We start from the raw sequence: 20,733 nt of genomic DNA, 5'->3' as shown, positions 1-20,733 counted from the left end.
ACGCGATGTCGTCGCGGGGCGTTAGCTTGCCGTAGCCAGTCCAGCACCACGGCGACGGAGGCTCCCGTGACTTCGCGTTCTTCGACACCGGGCCTCGCCCGTTTCAACGCCCTGGAGGAGCACGCGGCCACCGCCGCGCTCCACGAGGCGTGCGCCTCGGCGGAATGGGGGCGCAGACTGCTCGCCGGCCGCCCCTACGCCGCCGTCGAGGACCTCTTCGCCGCCAGTGACGCCGCCATGGCCGAGCTGAGCGAGAAGGATCTGGCGGAGGCGATGGCCGGGCACCCCCCGATCGGCCGCCCCAAGCAGGGTGACCCCACCTCGGCCCGTGAGCAGCGCGGCATGGCCGGCGCCTCCGACGCGCTCAAGACCGAGATGCTCGAACTGAACCTGGCCTACCAGGCGAAGTTCGGTCATGTGTTCCTGATCTGCGCCACCGGCCGGACCGGCGAGCAGATGCGCGACGCGGTCCGGGACCGGATCGGCAACGCGCCGGAGCGGGAACGCGAGATCGTCCGCACCGAACTGGGCAAGATCAACCGCATCCGCCTGGCCCGGCTCGTCGACGTCGAAGAGGAAACCCGCTCATGAGCACCAGCACGACCGCCTCGGTGTCCACGCACATCCTGGACACCTCCGTCGGCCGCCCCGCCGCGGGCGTCGCCGTCCGCGTCGCCGCCCGCGGCGGCCGGGAGGCCGAGTGGCAGGCGCTCGGCGGCTCGGCGACCGACGCCGACGGCCGCTGCAAGGACCTCCCGGACCTGCCGGAGGGCACCACCCACGTACGCCTCGACTTCGAGGTCGAGCCGTACCTCGCACAGACCGCCGCACAGCCCGTGCGGAAGCAAGCCGATGCGCAGCAGGACGCCCCCGCGAACCGGGACAGCGGTGCCGTGTTCTTCCCCGAGGTCGTGATCACCTTCACGGTGACGCCCGGCGAGCACTACCACGTACCGCTGCTGCTCAACCCGTTCGGCTACTCCGTTTATCGAGGGAGCTAGCTATGCCCATCCTTGGACCGAACCAGTACGGCAAGGCCGAGAACCGCGTCGTACGCATCACGCGGGACGGCGCCACCCACCACATCAAGGACCTCAATGTCTCGGTGTCGCTGAGCGGCGACATGGACGAGGTCCACCTCTCGGGCTCGAACGCGAACGTCCTGCCGACGGACACCACCAAGAACACGGTGTACGCCTTCGCCAAGGAGCACGGCATCGACTCCGCCGAGCAGTTCGGCATCCACCTCGCCCGGCACTTCGTGACCTCCCAACCGGCCATCCACCGGGCCCGTATCCGCATCGAGCAGTACGCCTGGGAACGCATCGAGCACGGCGGCGAGGGCGCGCACTCCTTCGTCCGCCAGGGCCAGGAGACCCGGCTGGCGCAGATCACCTACGACGGCTCGTCCTGGGAGGTCGTCTCCGGTCTCAAGGACCTCACGGTCATGAACTCGACCGACTCCGAGTTCTGGGGCTACGTCAAGGACAAGTACACGACCCTGCCCGAGGCGCACGACCGCATCCTCGCCACCGAGGTCTCCGGCCGCTGGCGCTTCAACTGGACCGACGACGAGCAGCCGGCCCCCGACTGGGAGGCGTCCTACGCGCAGGTGAAGAAGCACCTGCTCCAGGCCTTCGCCGAGACGTACTCGCTCTCGCTCCAGCAGACCCTGTACCAGATGGGCGCGCGGATCATCGACCACCGCGACGAGATCGACGAGGTCCGCTTCTCCCTCCCGAACAAGCACCACTTCCTGGTGGATCTGGCCCCGTTCGGACTGAAGAACGACACCGCCGACGGAGCTGTGTACTTCGCCGCCGACCGGCCCTACGGCCTGATCGAGGCCACCGTCCTGCGGGACGGATGCGAGGCGAGGATCCCGGCGGACCTCACCAACCTCTGAGAGATCCCGAGCGACTTCCGAAGGACGAACGAACCATGGCAGCAACCCAGCGCCTCGTCATCGAGAACGCGGCGATCGCGACGGTGGACGCGCGGGACACCGAGTACGCGTCCGGCCATGTGGTCGTGGCGGACAACGTCATCGAATCGGTCGGCGAGGGCCGCGCCCCCGAGGGCCTGACGGACGTCGTACGCCGTATCGACGCCACCGGCCACCTGGTCACACCCGGTCTGGTCAACACCCACCACCACTTCTACCAGTGGATCACCCGGGGCCTGGCCACCGACCACAACCTCTTCGACTGGCTCGTCGCGCTCTACCCGACCTGGGCGCGCATCGACGAGCGCATGACGTACGCGGCGGCCCAGGGCTCGCTCGGCATGATGGCCCGCGGCGGCGTGACCACGGCCATGGACCACCACTACGTCTTCCCGAAGGGCTCCGGCGACTTGTCGGGCTCGATCATCCGGGCGGCACGCGAGACGGGCGTCCGCTTCACGCTCGCCCGTGGCTCCATGGACCGCAGCGAGAAGGACGGCGGCCTCCCGCCCGACTTCGCGGTCGAGACACTGGAGGGCGCGCTCGCCGCCACCGAGGAGACCGTGCGACTCCACCACGACGCCTCCTTCGGCGCGATGACCCAGGTCGCCGTCGCACCCTGCTCGCCGTTCTCGGTCTCCACCGAACTGCTGCGCGAGGGAGCCGAGTTGGCCCGCCGCCTCGGGGTGCGGCTGCACACCCACGGCTCGGAGACGGTGGAGGAGGAGAAGTTCTGCCACGAGCTGTTCGGCATGGGCCCGACCGACTACTTCGAGTCCACGGGCTGGCTCGGCGAGGACGTGTGGATGGCCCACTGCGTCCACATGAACGACTCCGACATCGACGCGTTCGCCCGTACGAGGACGGGGGTCGCCCACTGCCCCTCCTCCAACGCCCGGCTGGCGGCAGGCATCGCCCGTGTCCCGGACATGCTGGCGGCCGGCGTCCCCGTCGGCCTCGGTGTCGACGGCACCGCGTCCAACGAGTCCGGCGAACTGCACACCGAGCTCCGCAACGCGCTCCTCGTCAACCGCCTCGGCGCCCACCGCGAAGCCGCCCTCACCGCCCGCCAGGCGCTCCGGCTCGGCACGTTCGGCGGCGCCCAGGTCCTGGGCCGGGCGCGGGAGATCGGCTCCCTGGAGCCCGGGAAGCTCGCCGACCTCGTCCTGTGGAAGCTCGACACCCTCGCGCACGCGTCGATCGCCGACCCGGTGGCCGCGCTCGTGCTCGGTGCGGCGGCCCCGGTGACGGCGTCGTTCGTCAACGGCCGGCAGATCGTGGAGAACGGGCGCCTGCTCCATGTCGACGAGGACGAGATCGCCCGCTCGACGAGGGAGGAGGCGCGGCGGCTGGCGCGGATCGCCGCCGAGGCCTGACCCGCTGAACTCTGGTCGAGGGGGACGGCCCTCGGCCAGAGCCGTGGACCTCGGCGAGGTCCACGGCAGCCGTCTCCGGGGTGCGCACCCGTGCGCGCCCCGGAGACGGCCCAGGTCGGCGGGGCCCGTCAGGAGAGTGCCGCGAGCCGGTCCCGGACCCGCGTCGCCACCGTGTACGTGTCCCCGGTCGGCTCGGTCGCGAGCGTCCCCGGGTTCCGCGCCCAGCGGTCCTCCAGGGCGAACCAGTCGATCTTCACCGGAGCCCGGCCGGCGGCCAGCGCCGCCCTCAGCTCCTCGAAGTACGTCGACCAGCGCAGCCGGTACAGACCGCCGACCAGCCCCGCCCACTCCCGGTTGGCGTAGTCCCGCAGTCCCGCGTCCGCGCCCTCGCGCGTCCCCCACACGGTCAGCAGCGACAGGTTGTCGTACGCCAGCTGGTCGCGCTCGGCCGCGTCCGCGCCCCAGGAGCGGGCCTGGGCGACCCAACGGCCCAGCAGATGACGGGAGTCGGTGGCCACCAGCTCGTCCAGCAGATCCATCAGTGCCAGCCAGTCCCCGCTCGACCTCGTGAACGCCGCCGCGTCCTTGGCGTCGTACGCCGCCTTGATCTTCGGCAGCATCACCCGGCTGCGATTGGCGAGGGCTTGGCGCGCCACGTCGAGCAGATCACGACGGTACGCTGCCGATTCGCGCAACTCGAGCCGCACCGACAGTAGTTCGGTGAGGGCGGGCTCGAAGTCCGCCGCGCTGTAGCGGAGTTGCTTGGGCGACCAGCGGCCGGCCCGTACGACGTTCAGCGCCGGCCGGGCGCCGAACAGACCGTCGGCGCCCTCGCTCCAGGAGTCGGCGCGGGTGGTGCCGTACGCGGTGCGGCGCAGGATGTCCCAGGCGGCCGCCGCGTGCGGATCGCGGGCGCCGTACCGGGCGTGCGCCCACTCGGCGAACCAGGACTTCAGATCCAACTCGCCCTCGCGCCAGGCGAGTTCGGAGAACAGGGCGAAGGCGGCCGGGTTGTTGTCCGCCGCCTCCGGCATCAGCGCGATCCCCCGCAGCCTGCTGCCGTCCTTGGTGCGCCACTTCTCGTACAGCGCGGCCCAGTCGGGGGTGTTCGCGCCGAGCGCGGTGTGCCCGCCGAAGTTCCAGATCGAACCGAAGGCGTACGGGGTGTCGCCCCAGTCGGCCTCGCGGTCGGTGACCGTGGGGAAGCGGTCGGAGAGGCCGTCGACGACGAGCATCCGCTGCTTGTCGACGGCGTCGACGATCGCGCGCGGCGGATTGTGCTGCCAGCCGAGGATCACCCAGGTGGCCCCCGCGTGAGCCCGCTGGAGCGCTCGCTCGACGCCTTTCGCCGCGTCGGCCACGGGCACGTCCCCCGGGTCGCCGCCCTCGTGCAGCAGATCCATCTTGTACAGCGTCGACGGACCGAACATCTCGTCCTGGACCCGGTAGAAGGCCTCCGCCACCCGGGCGAACTCGTCCCCGCGCGGGTCCAGCCAGTCGGGACGCGCGAAGCCCATCCACTCGCCCTGCGGCACGGTCCGCGCCCCCGGCACCCGCTCCGCGAAGCCCGGCGGGACGGTCCCGAAGTAACCGGGGAGGACCGGCGTCATCCCCAGCTCCCGCGCCCGGTCGGCGATCCGGCGGCCCAGCACGGCCCGCGCGTCCAGGAGCTGCCGGGAGACGGGGGAGGGGAAGGCGGACAGGTTCTGCAGCAGCCACCACGGCTGGTGGGCCGGGCCCGGCACCCACGCCCGCAGCTCCTCCTCCCCGTACCCGAACTCCTGGAACACCCGGTGGTACAGCGCGTCGGCGCCCGCGTAGACGAGGACCTCGTTGTAGCCGTGCAGCGCCAGCACGTCCAGCTCGCGCTCCCAGTACGACCAGTCCAGGTAGGCGCCCGTGTAGCCGTCGTTGGTGTCGTTGAGGGCGAAGCGGTGCACGACGTTCGCCCGGCGGCTGACCGTCCCGTCGAGGCCGGGCAGCTCGCGCGGCAGGAGGTTCGTCTGCTCGCCCGCCCAGTTGATCTCGGCGTACGCGACATGCCTCAAGTACCAGTTCAGGCCGGTGAGTTGGGTGGCAGGTGTGTCGCCGACGACGGTGATGCGCCCGGTGCTCCCCGAGACCCGGAAGGTGTCCTTCTCCTGCCCCTCCGTGAAGACGATCTGCCGCCAGTGGTCCGGCAGCAGCCTTCTGCTCGCCACCGAGGCCGTGCGCAGTGCGTTGTCGGTGCGGGGCACGTCGTCCGAGGGGATCGCGCGGGCCGAGGTGCAGGCGGCCGCGGAACCGGCGGCGAACACGGTGAGCAGGGCACGGCGGGCGAGCGGCATGGTGTCTCCGGGATGCGGTGGGGGGTACGCCGTGGGAGGAATACCCGCCCGCCCCCCACTTGTGCGCAGACACGCGGCCACACGGGGGAGAACCCGGCGTGAACGGCTCCTTCCTACGTCAATATGAGTAGATTTCCCGGTTCGGGAACCGCTTCTCGCGCTCGACACGTTGTCGGGAAACAGGGATTTATCCGAATGATCGCTTCGCGTCCGGTGGGGGCCGGTACCGACGGGGAGAACCGGAAAGTCCGGTTGTGACCGTTCGCGGAGCCGGGGGACAGAACGGGGACACACATGGTGCATCGACACCATCGCGAGACCTACTACGTCGTCGACGAGGGCCGGATCCTGGAGTTCGAGAAGGGGGCGGCGGTCGCGCGCGTGCCGAGCGCGACCGAGCAGCAGATGGCCTTCCGCTTCTCCCGGTTCGGCGGGAAGGGAGTCCAGCTCGACGAGACACTCCTCGGCAAGCTCGCCGAGGCCATGACCACGGGCACCGGCGGCGCCGACCCCGACTCGGGGGAGCCCGGGGCATCGGTCCCGGCGGGGTTCACCTATCTCGGGCAGTTCGTCGACCACGACCTGACCCTCGACCGCACCCAGGTGGGGCTGGGCGAACCGGTCCCCGTCGAGGACCTGGTGCAGGGGCGCAGCCCCGCCCTCGACCTGGACTCGCTCTACGGCATGGGCCCGCACCACGCGGGCAGCGCCCGCTTCTACGAGTCCGACGGCCGCCTGCGGACCGGCACCACGCTCGGGGTGCCCTTCCCGCCCGAGTCCACGTCCAACGTCGACCGCGAGGGCTTCGACCTGCCGAGGGCGGGCGAGGCGGCTGGCGGCACCCGGGCCGACCAGCGCGCCCCGCTGATCCCGGACGCGCGCAACGACGAGAACCTCGCGGTCGGCCAGGTCCACCTGGCGTTCATCCGCTTCCACAACCGTGTCGTCGACCTCCTCGCCGAGCGCGGAGTGCCCGAGCGCCGGCTGTTCCAGGCCGCCCGGGACATCGTCGTGAAGCACTACCAGTGGGTGCTGCGCACCGACTTCCTCCCGCGCATCGTCGACCCGGACATCGTCGAGCGGGTCTTCACCCGCGGGCGCCGGCACTTCGAGCGGCCCGGATACGTCCGGCCCGGCGACCTCCCGACGATGCCCATCGAGTTCTCGGTCGCCGCCTACCGCCTCGGGCACAGCATGGTGCGCGGGGCCTACCAGTGGAACAGCGTGTTCCGCGCGGGCGGACCGGGACCGATCGCCTCGCTCGGCCTGCTGTTCCGGTTCAGCGGCACCGCGGGGAACCTCACGCCCGGTCCGGACGACCTGAGCGACCTCGACGACCCGAACGCCGGGGAGAACCTGCGGCTGCCGACCAACTGGATCGTCGACTTCCGCCGGCTCTTCGACTTCGGCGAGATCGGCCGTGACGACCTGGTCGTGCCCGAGCGCGAGTTCAACGTGGCCAAGCGGCTGGACACCCTGCTCGTCGACCCCCTGTCCACGCTGCCCACCGGCACCTTCGACGGTCGCGGCCGCCCGGCCCCGCCGCCGATCCAGCGCAACCTCGCGTTCCGCAACCTGGTGCGGGCCGCGATGGTCGAGCTGGCCACCGGGCCGCAACTGGCCGCGCAGATGGGCTTCAAGCCCCTGACGGAGGACCAGATCCTGCGCGGCAACGGGGGAGCCGTACTGGACGGGCTCACCGACGCCGAGCGCGCCCGGCTCGTGGAGCACACCCCGCTGTGGTTCTACGTGCTGCGCGAGGCCGAGGTGAACGAAGCGCGTCCCGGCAGCCTCACCGGCGTCGGCGGCACGCTCGTCGCGGAGGTCTTCCACCGGGCGATGGAGGGCAGCCGGAGGTCGATCGTGAAGCACCCGGGCTGGCGCCCGAGCCTCCCGTCCCACCGGAGGGGCAAGTTCACCATGGCGGACCTGCTGCTCTTCGCCTTCGAGAACGACCCGGAGCTGCTGAACCCGCTGGGCTGAACCCGCTGGGCCGAGCGGCCGCCGGTCCTGAGTCCCTGGGGTCGCGGGCCGTGGGTTCCCGCTCACGGTCCGCGGCGCCGGGGGCCGCCGGGGCCTCGGGAACCGGACCTCGGCGCGGGGCCCGGCGCTGCCCTCGCCGCCCGGGGCGCGGGGTCCGGCGCTGCCGTCACAGCCCGAACAGCGTGGGGTCCGACGCCAGGGCGCGGAAGTACTCACGGGGGTCGGCCACCAGCTTGCGGATCCTCAGGTCCATCAGCCCGCCGACACCGGTGATCTCGGCGGCCACCGTGCCGTCCGTCCGGCGCACGGTCTGCTCGATACGGAATGTCTTGCCCTCGCCCCACACGAACGCGCACGTCACCTCGACCTCGTCACCGGCCAGCAGCTCCCGGCGGTAACGGACCGTCGTCTCCAGCGCCACGGGCCCGACCCCCTTGGCCCTCAGGTCGGCCTGACGTATCCCGGCGGCCCGCAACAGCGACCACCGCGCGTGCTCGCCGTACTGGAGGTACACGCTCTGGTTCAGGTGCCCCTGCACATCGATCTCGTACCCGCGCACGGTCACCGGAACGGAAAACGGCTCGGTCATGACTCCCCCTACTGAGGCCGACGGAACGCGTCCAGCTTACTGAGCGCTTGCTCAGCCGCCAGGGCGACCTCGGTGCGCCGACGTACCGGCCGGCCCGCTACGCCCGCCTCGGCGAGGCCAGCAGATACCGCTCCCGCGTCCGTCGATCCGTGTGCTCGCCGACCTGCCAGCCCGCCTCCTCCAGCGTCGCCCCGCAGGCCCGCAGCGCCTCCGCGTCGGGCTCCCGTACGGCGACGGCCTCGGGCTGGGGCGTGGCCCGCACGCGGTAACCACCGCCCGCCGGGTCCGCTCCGGCGGGCCGGTGGCCCGCGGCCTCCAGCGCCAGTGCGGCGGCCTGCACGAGATGCGTGCGCTCCCAGCCGCAGGGGCGGTCCGTGACGCCGCCGGTGTTGGTCATCCGGCGCAGCTCCAGAAGCCCCTGCCAGGCGCTGTGGACCTCACGTGCCCGTGCCGGTCCGGTGGCGGCGGCCTCCTCGCCGCCGACCCGCGCGGCGAAGACGCCCGTACCGGCGGGAGCGGTGTCCGTCCGGGCCGGCTCGCGGGGGGCCGTCTCCGGGACCGGGGCCGGAGACGGGGCCGGTGCCGTCTCCCGTATGCGGTGGCCGGCCGGGGTGAGGAAGTGGTCGTGCGGCGGGCGCGGATGCCGGAAGGCCAGCCCCCGCTTCACCAGGGCCGCGAGCTGGTGCTCCGTGCCCGTCAGGCGCCCGGTCACGGGCTCGGCGGCGTCGATGATCCGCCGCTGGGCGGCGGTCGGCGGTCGTGTCACGGCACCCTCCCTCACGTCGATCGGCCGTGGCCCCCCACCGGAACCGGCAGTGGATCCTTCCCCCGGCCGTGGATCCCTCACCCGACCGGCTGTGGATCCCTCCCCGGACCGGTTGTGGGTCGACCCGTCCGAAGGCTACGAGGAGGGTCTGACATTCCACCCCGCGACGACCGGACGCCCGTGCTCCGTGCCGAGTCGGCAGACCGTGCCCGTGGCCAGCTGGAACAGCGCGCCGCCGGAGGCGGGCAACCCGAGATAGCGGGCGGTGAGAACCCGCAGGAAGTGGCCGTGTGCCACGAGCACCACGCTCCCCTCGTGGTTCGCCAGTGCCGCGTGCACCTTCGCCAGCATGCGGTCGGCCCGCGCGCCGACCTCCTCCGGGCTCTCCCCGGGGTGCTCCGGCGGTCCCGGCGCGACCCCGTCCGTGAACAGGAACCACTCCGGCCGGGTGCGATGGATCTCGACGGTCGTGACGCCCTCGTACCCGCCGTAGTCCCATTCGACGAGGTCCGCGTCGACGCGCGCCCCGGAGAGCCCGGCCAGGTCGGCCGTCTCGCGGGCCCGTTTGAGCGGGCTCACGAACACGGCCCCGACGCGGTGCGAGCCGAGCAGCGGCGCGAGGCCACGCGCCTGCTCGCGGCCGCGGTCCGTCAAGGAGATGTCGGTCCAGCTGGTGTGCTGTCCGGACATCGACCACTCGGTCTCGCCGTGCCGCACAAGAAGAAGATCACCCATGCCCCCAGGCTACGAGCCCGCGGCGGCGGGCGGTGTCCGCGCCTCACAGAGCGCGGGCCCACCGCTCCAGCTCCGTGAACTCCGCCTCCCGCAGCCCTCTGCGTGGATCGATCCGCAGCAGCAGCGCGGCGGTGTCGTGGTGCTCGGCCACATGCCGTACGTCGAGGTCGGTGATCATGTCGTCGACCCAGACGAACGGGCGTCCGGCCGCCCACGCCAGGACCTGACGGGTCTTCCAGTACAGCCCGTCCGGGTCCTCGGCGAAGAGGCCGTCGAACTCGATGACCGGCAGATCGCGGGGCAGCCCGATCACCGGGCCGATCATCTCGTTGGCCTCGTGCATCCACGTCGTCGCCCACGCCAACTCGTAGGGCAGCGCGAGGAGTCGCTCGCCGTGTGCCGGATTGAGGCGGATGCGCAGGCCCCGGCGCAGCCGCCGGGAGCCGGGTTTCTGCCGGGCGGACCAGTTGGCCGGACGCACCCGGCGGGTCACATAGCCGCGCGGGCGCAACCACCGGGCGCCGAAGGGGTTGAGGGGGCCGTCGACGTCGAGGAGGAGCAGTGGGCGATCGGTCATGGGGAAGGGCTACCCAGGCCGGGTGCACGCCGACGCCCCGAGACCGTGTACGCCGAAGCCGCCATCCGCGTACGCACGCCGTCCGGTCGCCGCAGGCGCCCGGCGTCGGCTACTGCCGGTAGCCGCTCAGGAAGCGGCCGATCCGGCTGATCGCCGCGTCCAGGTCGTCGGCGTGGGGGAGGGTGAGGATGCGGAAGTGGTCGGGGGTCGGCCAGTTGAATCCGGTGCCCTGGACGACCTGGATCTTCTCGCGGAGGAGGAGGTCCAGGACGAACTTCTCGTCGTCGTGGATCTTGTGGACCTTGGGGTCGAGCCGGGGGAAGGCATACAGGGCGCCCTTGGGCTTCACGCAGGAGACGCCGGGGATCTCGTTGAGCTTCTCGAAGACCACGTCGCGCTGCTCGTGGAGGCGGCCGCCCGGGCTGGTGAGGTCGGTGATCGACTGGCGGCCCCCGAGCGCGGCCTGGATGGCGTACTGGGCGGGCGCGTTGGCGCACAGCCGCATGGAGGCCAGCATCGTCAGGCCCTCCAGGTAGTTGCGGGCGTGCTGCTTGGGGCCGGTGACGACCAGCCAGCCGGAGCGGAAGCCCGCGACGCGGTAGGTCTTGGAGAGGCCGCAGAAGGTGAGGACGACCAGGTCGGGGGCGAGCGCGGCGGCCGAGTGGTGGACGGCGTCGTCGTACAGGATCTGGTCGTAGATCTCGTCGGCGAACACCATCAGGCCGTGGCGGCGGGCGAGGTCGAGGATGCCCTCGATGATCTCCTTGGGGTAGACCGCGCCGGTGGGGTTGTTGGGGTTGATGATGACGACGGCCCGGGTGCGGTCGGTGATCTTCGACGCCATGTCGTCGAGGTCCGGGAACCAGTCGGCCTGCTCGTCGCAGAGGTAGTGGACCGCCTTGCCGCCGGCGAGGGTGGTGACCGCCGTCCACAGGGGGAAGTCGGGGGCGGGGATGAGGATCTCGTCGCCGTCCTCGATCAGCGCCTGTACGGCCATGGAGACCAGCTCGGAGACGCCGTTGCCGAGGAAGACGTCGTCCACGTCGACGTCGAGGCCCCGGTCCTGGTAGCGCTGGGCGACCGCGCGGCGGGCGGAGAGGATGCCGCGCGAGTCCGTGTAGCCGTGGGCCTGGGGGAGCATCCGGATCATGTCCTGGATGATCTCCTCCGGCGCCTCGAAGCCGAAGAGCGCGGGGTTGCCGGTGTTGAGGCGCAGGACGCTGTGGCCCGCCTCCTCCAACGCGTTGGCGTGCTCGATCACGGGGCCGCGGATCTCGTAACAGACCTCGCTGAGCTTGCTCGACTGCCGGAACTCCATGCGCCCTCGCCCTCCGGTTCGTGATGTAGCTGGTTCGCTTGGTTTTACCAAGTGGGCGCTTGGAAAGTCCAACGACATGTCTAGACTGCGTCCCATGTCACCTCGCCGAAGCTACGACCAGTACTGTTCCGCCGCGCGGGCGCTCGACCTCGTCGGTGACCGCTGGACCCTGCTGATCGTGCGCGAACTGCTGGCCGGGCCGCGCCGCTACACGGATCTGCACGCGGATCTGCCGGGCGTCAGCACGGACGTGCTCGCCTCACGGCTGAAGGACATGGAACGGGACGGGTTGAGCACACGGCGCCGCCTGCCGCCGCCGGGGGCGGCCTATGTGTACGAACTCACCGACCGGGGGCGCCAGTTGCTGCCGGTACTGCAGGCGCTGGGGGCGTGGGGGGAGTCCGCGCTCGGGGAACACCGGGCCACGGACGCGGTACGGGCGCACTGGTTCGCGTTGCCGGTGCTGCGGGCGCTGGGCGGGCTCGGTGGGCCGGGCGGGGGGAGCGCCGGCCTGGTCGAAGTCCGGCTGGAGGAAGGGGCGTTCCATGTGTGGGCGGGCGCCGAGGAGGGGCCGGTGTACGGGGACGGGCCCGCGCCCGGGGAGGCGGACGTACGGCTGACCCTCGACGCGGACACCTGCGGTGCGCTCGGCCGGGGGGAGTTGGGGCTGCGGGAGGCGGTCCGGGCGGGGCGGGTGGAGGTGAGTGGGGAGGGGGCGCTGGCGAAGGAGTTGAGGGAGGGATAGGGGTGGGGTGGGGGCCGTTTGAGCGCCGTCGCCGGGTGCGGGTGCGTGGGGCTTCTCGCGCAGTTCCCCGCGCCCCTGAAAAGCAGGGGCTGCGCCCCGTGCTTTCCAGGCCCGCAGCCCCGTTGCGTTTCAGGCCCGCGGGGCTCTGGTCTTTCAGGCCCGCAGGGGCCTGATGCTTTTAGGGGCGCGGGGAACTGCGCGACCAGCCCCCACGCACCCGCACCCGACAGCGGCGCTCAAACGGCCGTGGCGTCAGCCGTCACGCACCCGGCGGCGGCGGCACGCGCCGCGGTCGGCCCGCGCCGCGCGTCAGCGTGTACCCGCCGATCCCCGCCAGCGCGGCCAGCACCGCCCCCAGCGCGGTCCACACCCAGCGGTCGCTCCACCAGCCGGAGGCCCACCCGTCGTCGGGTTCGAGCGAGGAGAGGACGGCTTCGGCCGAGGAGTCCTCCTCGTCCTCCTGCCCCGACGTGACGGCGATCCCCGGCACCAACGGCTGGGCCAGCGAACCGTCGACCGCCGCCGAGCCCCCGACCTCCTGCGACTCGACCTCGACCTCGGCGCCGACCGGCAGCCCCAGATCGGCCGTGGCCAGCCGGGTCGTGGTCAGCCGGAGGTAGTACGTGCCCGGCAGCGGGTCGTCCGCCCACTCCTCCGACCAGGCCCGGACCGTACGCAGCGTGCAGGACAGCTCGACCGAACCGGCCCCCGCCCCGGCGGTCCGGGTCTGCGCGCCGTACTGACACGCCTGACGGCGCCGCAGCCCGTCGTACACGTCGATCTGCCAGGTCGAGGAGGACGCCGCCCCCTCGGGCAGCTTGACGCTCGCCCGCACGGTCGGCCGCTGCCCCGCGTCGGCCGGGAACGACCAGTACAGGTAGTCACCGGTCGACGCGCTCGCCGTCGCGGTCTGCCCCTGTTCGAACTCCGCGGCCGTACGGAACGACGTGCCCGCCTCGGTGGGCGCGTCACCGCCGTCCGAGGGGCTCGCGGAGGGCGTGGAGTCCGCGACGGCCGGGGAGACGGCCAGGCCCAGCGCCAGCAGGGCCGCGCTCAACACACGTGTGATCCGCATCAGTTGGTCCTCCAGACCGCGACCCGCCAGCGCGAGAGCCAGCCCCACAGCACACCCGCCAGGAATCCGACGAGCACCAGCACACCGAGCAGCCACCAGCCCCGGCCGAGACCGAAGGAGGCGACGTCGGAGGCCTGGTCGGGCCCGTCCACGACGTCGACGGTGAGCTCCAGCGGCAGTCCGGGCGTCGTCTTCACGCCGCTCGCGGGCGAGTAGGAGTGGGTCACCTGGAGGCAGACCGTCTCGGCGACGTCCTCGTCCTCCTCGTCCTCGGCCTCCGGCTTCGGGTGGCGCAGACCGGTGGAGATGACGTCGGTGCGGCCCGTGCCGGCCGCCTCGCCGCGTACGATCTCGCGGTTCTTGGTGGTCACCGCGCGCAGCAGGACCCCGTAGTCCGGGTTCACGTCACGGTCCGCCGCGACGCTCACCGAGGCCCGCAGCTCCTGGCCCGGCTTCAGGTCCACGCGGTACCAGCGCTCCTGGCCGAACTCCTCGCGGTCCGTGTAGAGACCGGAGGTGAGCGTCTCTGCCTGAGCGCACGCCTCGGCGCCCTCCACGGCCTTCGGCACGACCACGGGGTCGGCCGCCCGGTCGACCAACTGGTTGACCCGGTCGGTGAGTTCGTCGCGGTGCTCGATGGAGGTGTACGAGCCGCCGGTCGCCTCGGCGATACAGCTCAGCTGCAACCGCATCTTGGCGTTCGGGACCAGGCCGAGCGTGTCGATGGTCAGGCCGATGCCCTTCGCCGCGATCTCCCGGGCCACCTCGCACGGGTCCAGCGGGGCGCAGGTGTCCTCGCCGTCGCTGATCAGCACGATCCGCTTGGTGCCCTCGCCGCCCTCCAGGTCGTCGGCGGCCTTCAGCAGCGCGGGGCCGATCGGGGTCCAGCCGGTCGGCGTGAGCGTCGCCACCGCCGTCTTCGCCTCGGTACGGTCCAGCGGTCCCACCGGGTAGAGCTGCGCGGTGTCCTTGCAGCCCGTCTTCCGGTCGTCGCCCGGGTAGTCGGCGCCGAGCGTGCGGATGCCGAGCTGGACCTCCTCGGGCGTGGCGTCCAGCACCTCGTTGAACGCCTGCTTCGCCGCGGCCATGCGGGACTGGCCGTCGATGTCCTTCGCCCGCATCGAACCGCTGACGTCCAGCAGGAGGTTGACCTTGGGCGCGGTGGCCGTGGTCTCGTCGGCGACGGCCGTGGACGGGACCGCGATCCCGACCGTCAGGGCGGCGAGCAGGGCGAACGCCCCTGCTGCCAACCGTTGTCTTGTGATCATCGGCGGATCCTATTGATCCGGAGGGGCGCGCTTCAAAACGAGACCCGCTGTTGCCGGGCCGTTCACCGGGCGGACCACGCGGCCCGGTCCCTTTGTCGACACCGCTCAACGCAGCGGACTCGGCACCTCCGCCCAGATGTCGCCGGGCCGCTCCGGCGAAAGTCGCATCAGCGTCAACGCCTTCGTCGGTACCGGCCCCTCCAGCAACGTGCCCAGATCCGCGGTGCGCGGCAGATCCCGTACGGCGGTGGCGAGCGCCTCGCGCAGGACGGGCGTCGAACCGGCCGTCGCGCCGAGCGTGCCCGTGATCAGGGCGCCGAACAGCTTGCGCCGCAGGGTGCGTTCGTCGTCGGTGATGATGCGGCCCGACATGGCCGGGGCCGCGATGCCGTGCCGGGCGAGGCGCGCCGGGCTGACCCGGATGTCCGCGAGGTCGCGGTAGACGAGGCGGCGGGGGGCACCCGACGGGGACAGGACCACCAGGAGGTTCTGACCGTGCGCCTCCAGGGCCACGCCCAGATCGAGCAGCCGGAGGGAGACCGTGAGTGCGAGACGGGTGAAGTCCGCCAGCCAGGACGGCGACCGGGGCAGCTCGGTCGTCGCCAGCGCGGCCACCGGCAGGACCCGTTCCCCGGCCGCCGTGTCCGCGTACGTGTCCGGCGATTCGCGCAGCACCGCCGCGAGATCCGGCGATCCGGCGGTGACCGCGCCGAGCGTGCGGGTCACGTGCAGCAGGCCGTCGGTGCGGGTCGCGACCTCGGCCATGAAGTCCGACACGACCGCCGAGGTCTCGATCGAGTAGACGGAGATGTCCCGCACGGAGGAGGTCAGCCGGGCGCTCAGCGCCGTCTTGACGTGCGGCCCGCCGTCCGCGAGGGCGAGGGTGCGCAGGGACATCAGCGGATGCGCCTCGATCACGTCTTCCAAGGGGCACTTGAGGACATGGGCCGCCTGCCACGGATGCACCGGGACCAGCACCCGCCCGCCGTCCCGCAGCGCCTTCGGCCACTCCCCGACGACCAGCGCGTCCTCGACGGGCGCCAGCCCCAGCCTCACCATCTGCCGGTGTTCCGGCCCGTAGGCCAGCTGGTCGCCTGCCGAGAAGCCGGGACGGGAACGGCAGTTGGGGTGGAAGGGGTGCCCGTCGACGATCGCCTGCTCCCACGCCCAGCCCGCCCTCGGCGACGCGTCCGTCAAGGGGGCACCGAATGAGGCCTGGTTGGCGCGTGAGAGGGCCAACGAGGCGACGCTGTGGTCGAGTTCGGCGGCGAAGGCGGCGCTGTGCGGGACGGCCAGGGCGGTCATCAGCCGCGCCGGGCGACGGTACGGCCGCCCGTCGAACCACACCTCCTCGACCTGCGCGGCGGTGCCGTACGGATCGACTGCCGGGCCGTGCAGCCGACGGCCGTCGGCGAGGTGCAGCGTGACGCCGTCCCCACCGGCCGTGTCCCGCCGCGCCACCCAGGGCAGCGGTTCGTGGACGAGGCCCCGCCACAGCCGGGACAGCACGGCCGCCCGGGCGCCGGGCAGCGCGTTCGTGTACGGCGCCGCCAGGTCGGGGCGTACGGTGCCCAACTCGGCGCCGAGCGCGGCCTCGGCGTCGGAGTCTGCTTCTGCGTCGGCGTCGGTCAGGGGGTGACGGGCCACTGAGGGGCTCCTCGGGTGCGGGGGCAGGTGCGGGTGCGGGGGTGGTGTCGGGCGGGTACGGGTGACGGCAGGGATGTCGGTGCGAACGTCGGCGTACGACCACTGCCCGTCCACCTCCGCCGCGACGCATGCCGGCATCGCCGCCGGACGCCTCATGGCTGCTTCGCGACGGGGCGTGACGGGCAGACATACTGATCACGAGCACCGTAAGGAACGAATGGACCCCGTGGACGCCAACCCGCCCCGCGACAGCGTCGATGCCGCCGCCGACGCCCTCGCCGCCGCACCGCTGCTCAACTGTCTGCTGCGGGAAGCGGCAGAGCCGGTCGAGCCGCCGGAGGCGCAGGAGGCCCCGGACGCGCAGAAGGCCCCGGACGCGCACGGGGACGACGGGGTGTACCGCCTCAAGGGCAGCGGGCGTCTCCTGCGGGTGCGCGGCACCCGCCGTCCCACCCGGCCCCAGGTGCGCGCGGCCGGGGCCTGGCACGCTCTCACCCACACCGACCTCGTCAAACTGGTCGCCGAGGAACTCCGCGCCCGCACCGGCCTGGTCAACTCCGAACTGCCCGCCGAGATGCTGGACAGCCGCGAGGCCGTGGCCGCCCTCCTCGCCGAGCGCGTCCACGCCCCGGCGCCCGAGGACCCGTACCGGCGCTCCGAGCAGTCCCTGATCACCGGCCATCCCCACCACCCCGCCCCCAAGGCCCGCGGCGGCGGCCCGGTCGCCGCCTGGCTGCCGTACGCGCCGGAGGCGTACGCCCACTTCCCGCTGGTCCTCCTCGGGGTCCGCGAGGACCTGGTCGTCGAGGAGGGCGACACCACCGCCCTCGACACACTGGGCTCGGCCCCGCCCGGCTACCGGCTCCTCCCGGCCCACCCCTGGCAACTCGACCTGGTGTCGGGAGAGTTGGCCGAAGCCCTCGCGGACGGCCGCCTCCTGCGACTGGGCCGTACGGTGGGCACGGTGTGGCCCACGGCGGCGATCCGCACGGTGTACGTCCCCGAGGGCGTACGCGGGACCCCGTCCGAGGGCGAGGCGTCATCCGGAGGCGGCCGCCGGGCTCGGCCCGCCCCCGACCTCTTCCTGAAGTTCAGCCTCGACGTGCGGATCACCAACGACATCCGCCGGCTGTGGCGGCACGACCTGCTCGAACTGCGCCGCACCGACCGGGCGGTCACCGAGGCCTTCGCCGACTCACCCGGTGGCTGGCTGAGCGACCGGGGCTACCGCACCGCCGCCTTCGCGTTCGAGGAGCTGGCGGTCCTGGTGCGGGACGGACTGGGCGGCCATGCACCCCCCGGCACGACCCCCTTCCTCGCCGCCGCCCTCACCGAGAGCGCCGAGGCGTTCCCGGGCAACCCGTGCGCCCACGCCACCGACCCCGACGCCTGGTGGGAGGCGTATCTGCGCGCGGTCGTCCCCCCGGCCCTCGCCGCGTTCCACGACCACGGGGTGGTGCTGGAGGCCCATCTGCAGAACACCGTCGTCGCCTGCGACGCCTCGGGCACCCCTGTGAAGGTGGTGTACCGCGACGCCGAGGGGGTCAAGCTCCTCCCGGACGTCACGCGCGAGGCGGGCTGGGAACGGCTGGTCTACTGCCTCTTCGTCAACAACCTCCTGGAGGTCGCGGCGGCCCTGACCGAACGCCACCCGACGGTCGACCCCTGGCCCGCCGTACGACGAGAGCTGGAACGCCACGCCGACGTACCGGAAGCCACCGCCCTGCTCGACGCACCCGCGCTGCCGGGCAAGACGAACCTGCTCCTCAGATGGACGGCCGCGGACGGCGCGGACGCGCGCTACCTCCCCCTCCCCAACCCGTTCCACGGCCCACCGGCCAGCCCGTGAACCGGACCAGGCCGTGCATCCGCCTGATCCACGGCCGAACGGCCGAGGGCCCGGCGGAAATCCCGCGCGACTGATTCCAGTCACACCCCTGTTGCGTGGCCGAAACCAGTGCCAAGCTGTGACCCGGTGATCTCCACACCCCCGTTGGAGATCCCCACCCCTGGCCCCGCCTGTGCCCTTCGGCCCGGGCGGGGCCGCCTCGTCCCTCCCGACCTCCCCACGGGAGGGCCGACGGCTGCGCGCACGCCGTACCGCCCTCGGGGAATGACCTGTGACGGGCATCACAGCCGCATCCTCAAGTGCCCGATTCGCCCACGTGTCGGTCTTTCACCCCCTCCCGCAGAACGGACAGAGCGGCCAATCCACGGGCAACCCGCGCCCCGCTTCGCTCGCGTGAATTTGAGGATTCCCTGAGGGTGACGGAAGAATTTCCGTGCGATGTGGTTGATCCGGCTGCCGCGCGTCATTAGTTTCCTCTCCAACGGCGCAGCCACTCGAGGGTCGGCGCCAGTCGGAGAAAACGGGGAAAAATGAATACGACCATGAAGCGTGCATTCGGCTCGACCGCCACGAGTGCCGCGCTCCTCCTCGGCAGTCTCGCCATGATTCCGGCGATGTCCACCCCTGCCGCCGCGGCCTGTCAGCCCTCCACCTACTACAAGGTGGTGAAGTACGGCTCGCCCACCTACAAGGCGACGGGCCCGACGAACAGCAAGTACAACAGCTCCTCCTCCAAGTCCACTCTCTCGATCTCGGTGACGAGGAGTACGACTCGCTCCTCGACCTGGAAGGCCGAGGCCGGCGGCAGCGTGAGCTGGGGTATCGGCAAGGTCGAGTTCCACACCAGCTACGACGTGACGAAGAGCGTGACCAAGGGCGTCAAGGTGACCAACAAGATGGTCGTCGACTCCAAGAAGCGCGGGTACACGCGTCCCATGGTCGAGTACCGCAAGTTCCTCATCGAGAAGTGGCGTGAGGGCGGCGACTGCAAGCAGTACTTCGTCGGGAACATGGGTACATTGACCGGTATCACTTCCTCGATGCACTGGGCGGAATGCCAGACCAAGAGCCAGAACGGCTGCACGCCGAAGCCTTGATTTTCCGCGTCGTCGAATTCTGATTCAATCCGGGTTTTCATCGTGCCCGGTGTGAATTTCAGCAAATCGAGAAGCGGCGCGGAAATATCGTGAACGGTCTGCCGAGTCTCTCGGTAGACCGTTTCGCGTGCCGTGACCGCCGTATGCGGCGCCACGTCGAAACGCTCCCTGTCGCGTCTCGTTACTATGTTCACTGCCGTGGAAGACGACGCGACCGAGTTGTGGGGCCCTGGACGATGCTGAGAGAGGTCACCGCAACCCGCTACGTCGCCCCCCTGCGGGCCGGCGGTTCCGTCCCCGGTGTCGTCGAGGCGGACGACCTGGGCACCTACGTCGTCAAGTTCACCGGCTCGGCGCAGGGGCGCAAGGCGCTGGTCGCCGAAGTCATTGTCGGGGAGCTGGCGCGGGCGCTCGGGCTGCGGTTCCCGGAGCTGGTCCTCGCGCACTTCGACCCGGCGATCGCCGAGAGCGAGCCGCACCAGGAGGTGCGGGAACTGCACGCCGCGAGCGCGGGCCTCAACCTCGGCATGGACTATCTGCCGGGCGCCGCGGACTTCACCCCGGAGATCGCGAAGGAGTTCCGCGTCGACCCGCTCGAAGCGGGGCGGATCATCTGGCTCGACGCCCTCACCGTCAACGTCGACCGCACCGTGCACAGCTCGAACCTCATGGTCTGGCCCACGCTCGGCATCGCGCCCCCGCGCCTCTGGCTGATCGACCACGGCGCGGCCCTCGTCTTCCACCACCGCTGGGATGCCTCGGACCCCACGAAGGCGTACGACTTCCGGCACCACGCCCTCGGCCACTACGCCCCCGACGTGCGCGCGGCCGACGCCGAACTCGCGCCGAAGGTCACCGAGGAGCTGCTGAGGCGGATCGTCGCGGAGGTCCCGAACGGCTGGCTGCCCGTCGAGGACGGCTTCGCCTCGCCCGACGAGGTCCGCGACGCCTATGTGCGCTACCTCCACGCGCGCGTGCGCTCCTCCGCCGCCTGGCTCCCCACCGACTTCCCCACCCGGGAGGAACTCGCCGCGGAGGAGGCCCTCCGCGCGGCGAAAACACAGCGCGGCCGACCGGACTGGCTGAAGCGGGTCCCCGACCTGCACGGCAAGCCGGCGGCGGAACAGGATTGGTCGGTGCACCTGGGATGACGGGGACACAGCGCGTCGAGATCGAGTACTGCACCCAGTGCCGCTGGCTGCCCCGCGCCGCCTGGCTGGCGCAGGAGCTGCTGACGACCTTCGAGACCGAACTGACCGAGCTGTCCCTCAAACCCGGCAAGGGCGGCGTCTTCGTCGTGCGGGTCAACGACGAGGTCGTGTGGGACCGCCGCGACCAGGGCTTCCCGGAGCCCACCGCCGTCAAGCAGGCCGTACGCGACCGAGTGGCCCCGGGACGGTCCCTGGGCCACTCGGACAGGATCGGCGGGTCGTAGC

The 20,733-nt window shown here is 71.8% G+C and carries 19 protein-coding genes; 10 read left to right on the top strand and 9 right to left on the bottom strand.

All coding sequences use genetic code 11. The annotated features are described in order from the left end of the window. Positions 1-66 precede the first annotated feature (66 nt). From uraD to HW837_RS46825, 4 genes are read left to right on the top strand one after another with little or no spacing between them, the layout of a single operon-like run. The gene (uraD, locus tag HW837_RS46840) at positions 67-591 is read left to right on the top strand and encodes a 2-oxo-4-hydroxy-4-carboxy-5-ureidoimidazoline decarboxylase (protein WP_193382119.1); all 525 of its coding nucleotides are present in this window, start codon (positions 67-69) and stop codon (positions 589-591) included. Further along, complete coding sequence (gene uraH / locus HW837_RS46835) at positions 588-1,001, top strand: hydroxyisourate hydrolase (protein ID WP_045556459.1); 414 nt, start codon at positions 588-590, stop codon at positions 999-1,001. The genes uraD and uraH overlap by 4 nt, the downstream gene beginning before the upstream one ends. A 2-nt stretch (positions 1,002-1,003) precedes the next feature. Next, a complete protein-coding gene (gene pucL / locus HW837_RS46830) occupies positions 1,004-1,906 on the top strand; it encodes a factor-independent urate hydroxylase (protein WP_045556460.1) in 903 nt (300 codons plus the stop codon). Positions 1,907-1,941: 35 nt separating this feature from the next. Next, the gene (locus HW837_RS46825) at positions 1,942-3,321 is read left to right on the top strand and encodes an 8-oxoguanine deaminase (RefSeq protein ID WP_045556461.1); all 1,380 of its coding nucleotides are present in this window, start codon (positions 1,942-1,944) and stop codon (positions 3,319-3,321) included. Positions 3,322-3,449: 128 nt separating this feature from the next. On the opposite strand, the gene HW837_RS46820 is transcribed toward HW837_RS46825, so the two are convergent. Next, positions 3,450-5,648: an alpha-N-acetylglucosaminidase gene (locus HW837_RS46820; RefSeq protein ID WP_193382120.1), complete on the bottom strand. Its 2,199-nt coding sequence runs from the start codon at positions 5,646-5,648 to the stop codon at positions 3,450-3,452. Between the two features lie 294 nt (positions 5,649-5,942). Between HW837_RS46820 and HW837_RS46815 the strand changes: the two genes are divergently transcribed. Next, positions 5,943-7,631, top strand: a complete 1,689-nt coding sequence (locus HW837_RS46815; protein WP_193382121.1) for a peroxidase family protein — start codon at positions 5,943-5,945, stop codon at positions 7,629-7,631. A 166-nt stretch (positions 7,632-7,797) separates the two neighbouring features. Here the strand turns inward: HW837_RS46815 and HW837_RS46810 are convergent, their stop codons facing one another. From HW837_RS46810 to HW837_RS46790, 5 genes are all read right to left on the bottom strand, one after another. After that, positions 7,798-8,220, bottom strand: coding sequence for an acyl-CoA thioesterase (locus HW837_RS46810; RefSeq protein WP_045556464.1), 423 nt, complete (start codon positions 8,218-8,220; stop codon positions 7,798-7,800). A gap of 97 nt (positions 8,221-8,317) precedes the next feature. Then, complete coding sequence (locus tag HW837_RS46805; protein ID WP_045556465.1) at positions 8,318-8,986, bottom strand: hypothetical protein; 669 nt, start codon at positions 8,984-8,986, stop codon at positions 8,318-8,320. 135 nt (positions 8,987-9,121) lie between these two features. After that, on the bottom strand, positions 9,122-9,721 hold the full coding sequence (locus HW837_RS46800) for a histidine phosphatase family protein (protein WP_045556466.1): 600 nt from the start codon (positions 9,719-9,721) through the stop codon (positions 9,122-9,124). Between the two features lie 43 nt (positions 9,722-9,764). Beyond that, on the bottom strand, positions 9,765-10,298 hold the full coding sequence (locus HW837_RS46795) for an HAD domain-containing protein (protein ID WP_045556467.1): 534 nt from the start codon (positions 10,296-10,298) through the stop codon (positions 9,765-9,767). 109 nt (positions 10,299-10,407) lie between these two features. Then, a complete protein-coding gene (locus HW837_RS46790) occupies positions 10,408-11,616 on the bottom strand; it encodes a pyridoxal phosphate-dependent aminotransferase (RefSeq protein WP_093790155.1) in 1,209 nt (402 codons plus the stop codon). A gap of 94 nt (positions 11,617-11,710) precedes the next feature. Here HW837_RS46790 and HW837_RS46785 point away from each other — a divergent pair, with 94 nt between their 5' ends. Continuing rightward, positions 11,711-12,361 carry a winged helix-turn-helix transcriptional regulator gene (locus HW837_RS46785; protein ID WP_060882833.1) on the top strand — a complete coding sequence of 217 codons (651 nt, stop codon included), beginning with the start codon at positions 11,711-11,713 and terminating at the stop codon, positions 12,359-12,361. 259 nt (positions 12,362-12,620) lie between these two features. Here HW837_RS46785 and HW837_RS46780 read toward each other — a convergent pair whose 3' ends face one another. From HW837_RS46780 to HW837_RS46770, 3 genes are all read right to left on the bottom strand, one after another. Continuing rightward, complete coding sequence (locus tag HW837_RS46780; protein ID WP_086783697.1) at positions 12,621-13,436, bottom strand: hypothetical protein; 816 nt, start codon at positions 13,434-13,436, stop codon at positions 12,621-12,623. Beyond that, positions 13,436-14,704 carry a VWA domain-containing protein gene (locus tag HW837_RS46775; RefSeq protein WP_045556470.1) on the bottom strand — a complete coding sequence of 423 codons (1,269 nt, stop codon included), beginning with the start codon at positions 14,702-14,704 and terminating at the stop codon, positions 13,436-13,438. Before HW837_RS46775 ends, HW837_RS46780 begins: the two co-directional genes overlap by 1 nt. Before the next feature lie 105 nt (positions 14,705-14,809). Further along, positions 14,810-16,351 carry an IucA/IucC family protein gene (locus HW837_RS46770; RefSeq protein WP_313895676.1) on the bottom strand — a complete coding sequence of 514 codons (1,542 nt, stop codon included), beginning with the start codon at positions 16,349-16,351 and terminating at the stop codon, positions 14,810-14,812. 217 nt (positions 16,352-16,568) lie between these two features. Here HW837_RS46770 and HW837_RS46765 point away from each other — a divergent pair, with 217 nt between their 5' ends. The 4 genes from HW837_RS46765 to HW837_RS46750 all read left to right on the top strand — a co-directional run bounded on the left by HW837_RS46765 (position 16,569) and on the right by HW837_RS46750 (position 20,732). Further along, positions 16,569-18,200: an IucA/IucC family protein gene (locus HW837_RS46765; RefSeq protein WP_193382122.1), complete on the top strand. Its 1,632-nt coding sequence runs from the start codon at positions 16,569-16,571 to the stop codon at positions 18,198-18,200. A 542-nt stretch (positions 18,201-18,742) separates the two neighbouring features. Beyond that, entirely contained in the window at positions 18,743-19,297 is a 555-nt protein-coding gene (locus tag HW837_RS46760) for a hypothetical protein (protein ID WP_234442473.1), read from the top strand. Positions 19,298-19,533: 236 nt separating this feature from the next. Next, positions 19,534-20,448 (top strand): HipA family kinase, encoded by a 915-nt coding sequence (locus tag HW837_RS46755; RefSeq protein ID WP_045556473.1) that lies wholly within the window; start codon positions 19,534-19,536, stop codon positions 20,446-20,448. Continuing rightward, positions 20,445-20,732 (top strand): Rdx family protein, encoded by a 288-nt coding sequence (locus tag HW837_RS46750; RefSeq protein ID WP_045556474.1) that lies wholly within the window; start codon positions 20,445-20,447, stop codon positions 20,730-20,732. The genes HW837_RS46755 and HW837_RS46750 overlap by 4 nt, the downstream gene beginning before the upstream one ends. Position 20,733: the final 1 nt, after the last annotated feature.

It is taken from the genome of Streptomyces caniscabiei, from assembly GCF_014930365.1.
Lineage (GTDB): Bacteria > Actinomycetota > Actinomycetes > Streptomycetales > Streptomycetaceae > Streptomyces > Streptomyces caniscabiei.
Note: the sequence above shows the minus strand (reverse complement) of the source record. Positions and strands in the feature narration are given on the sequence as shown.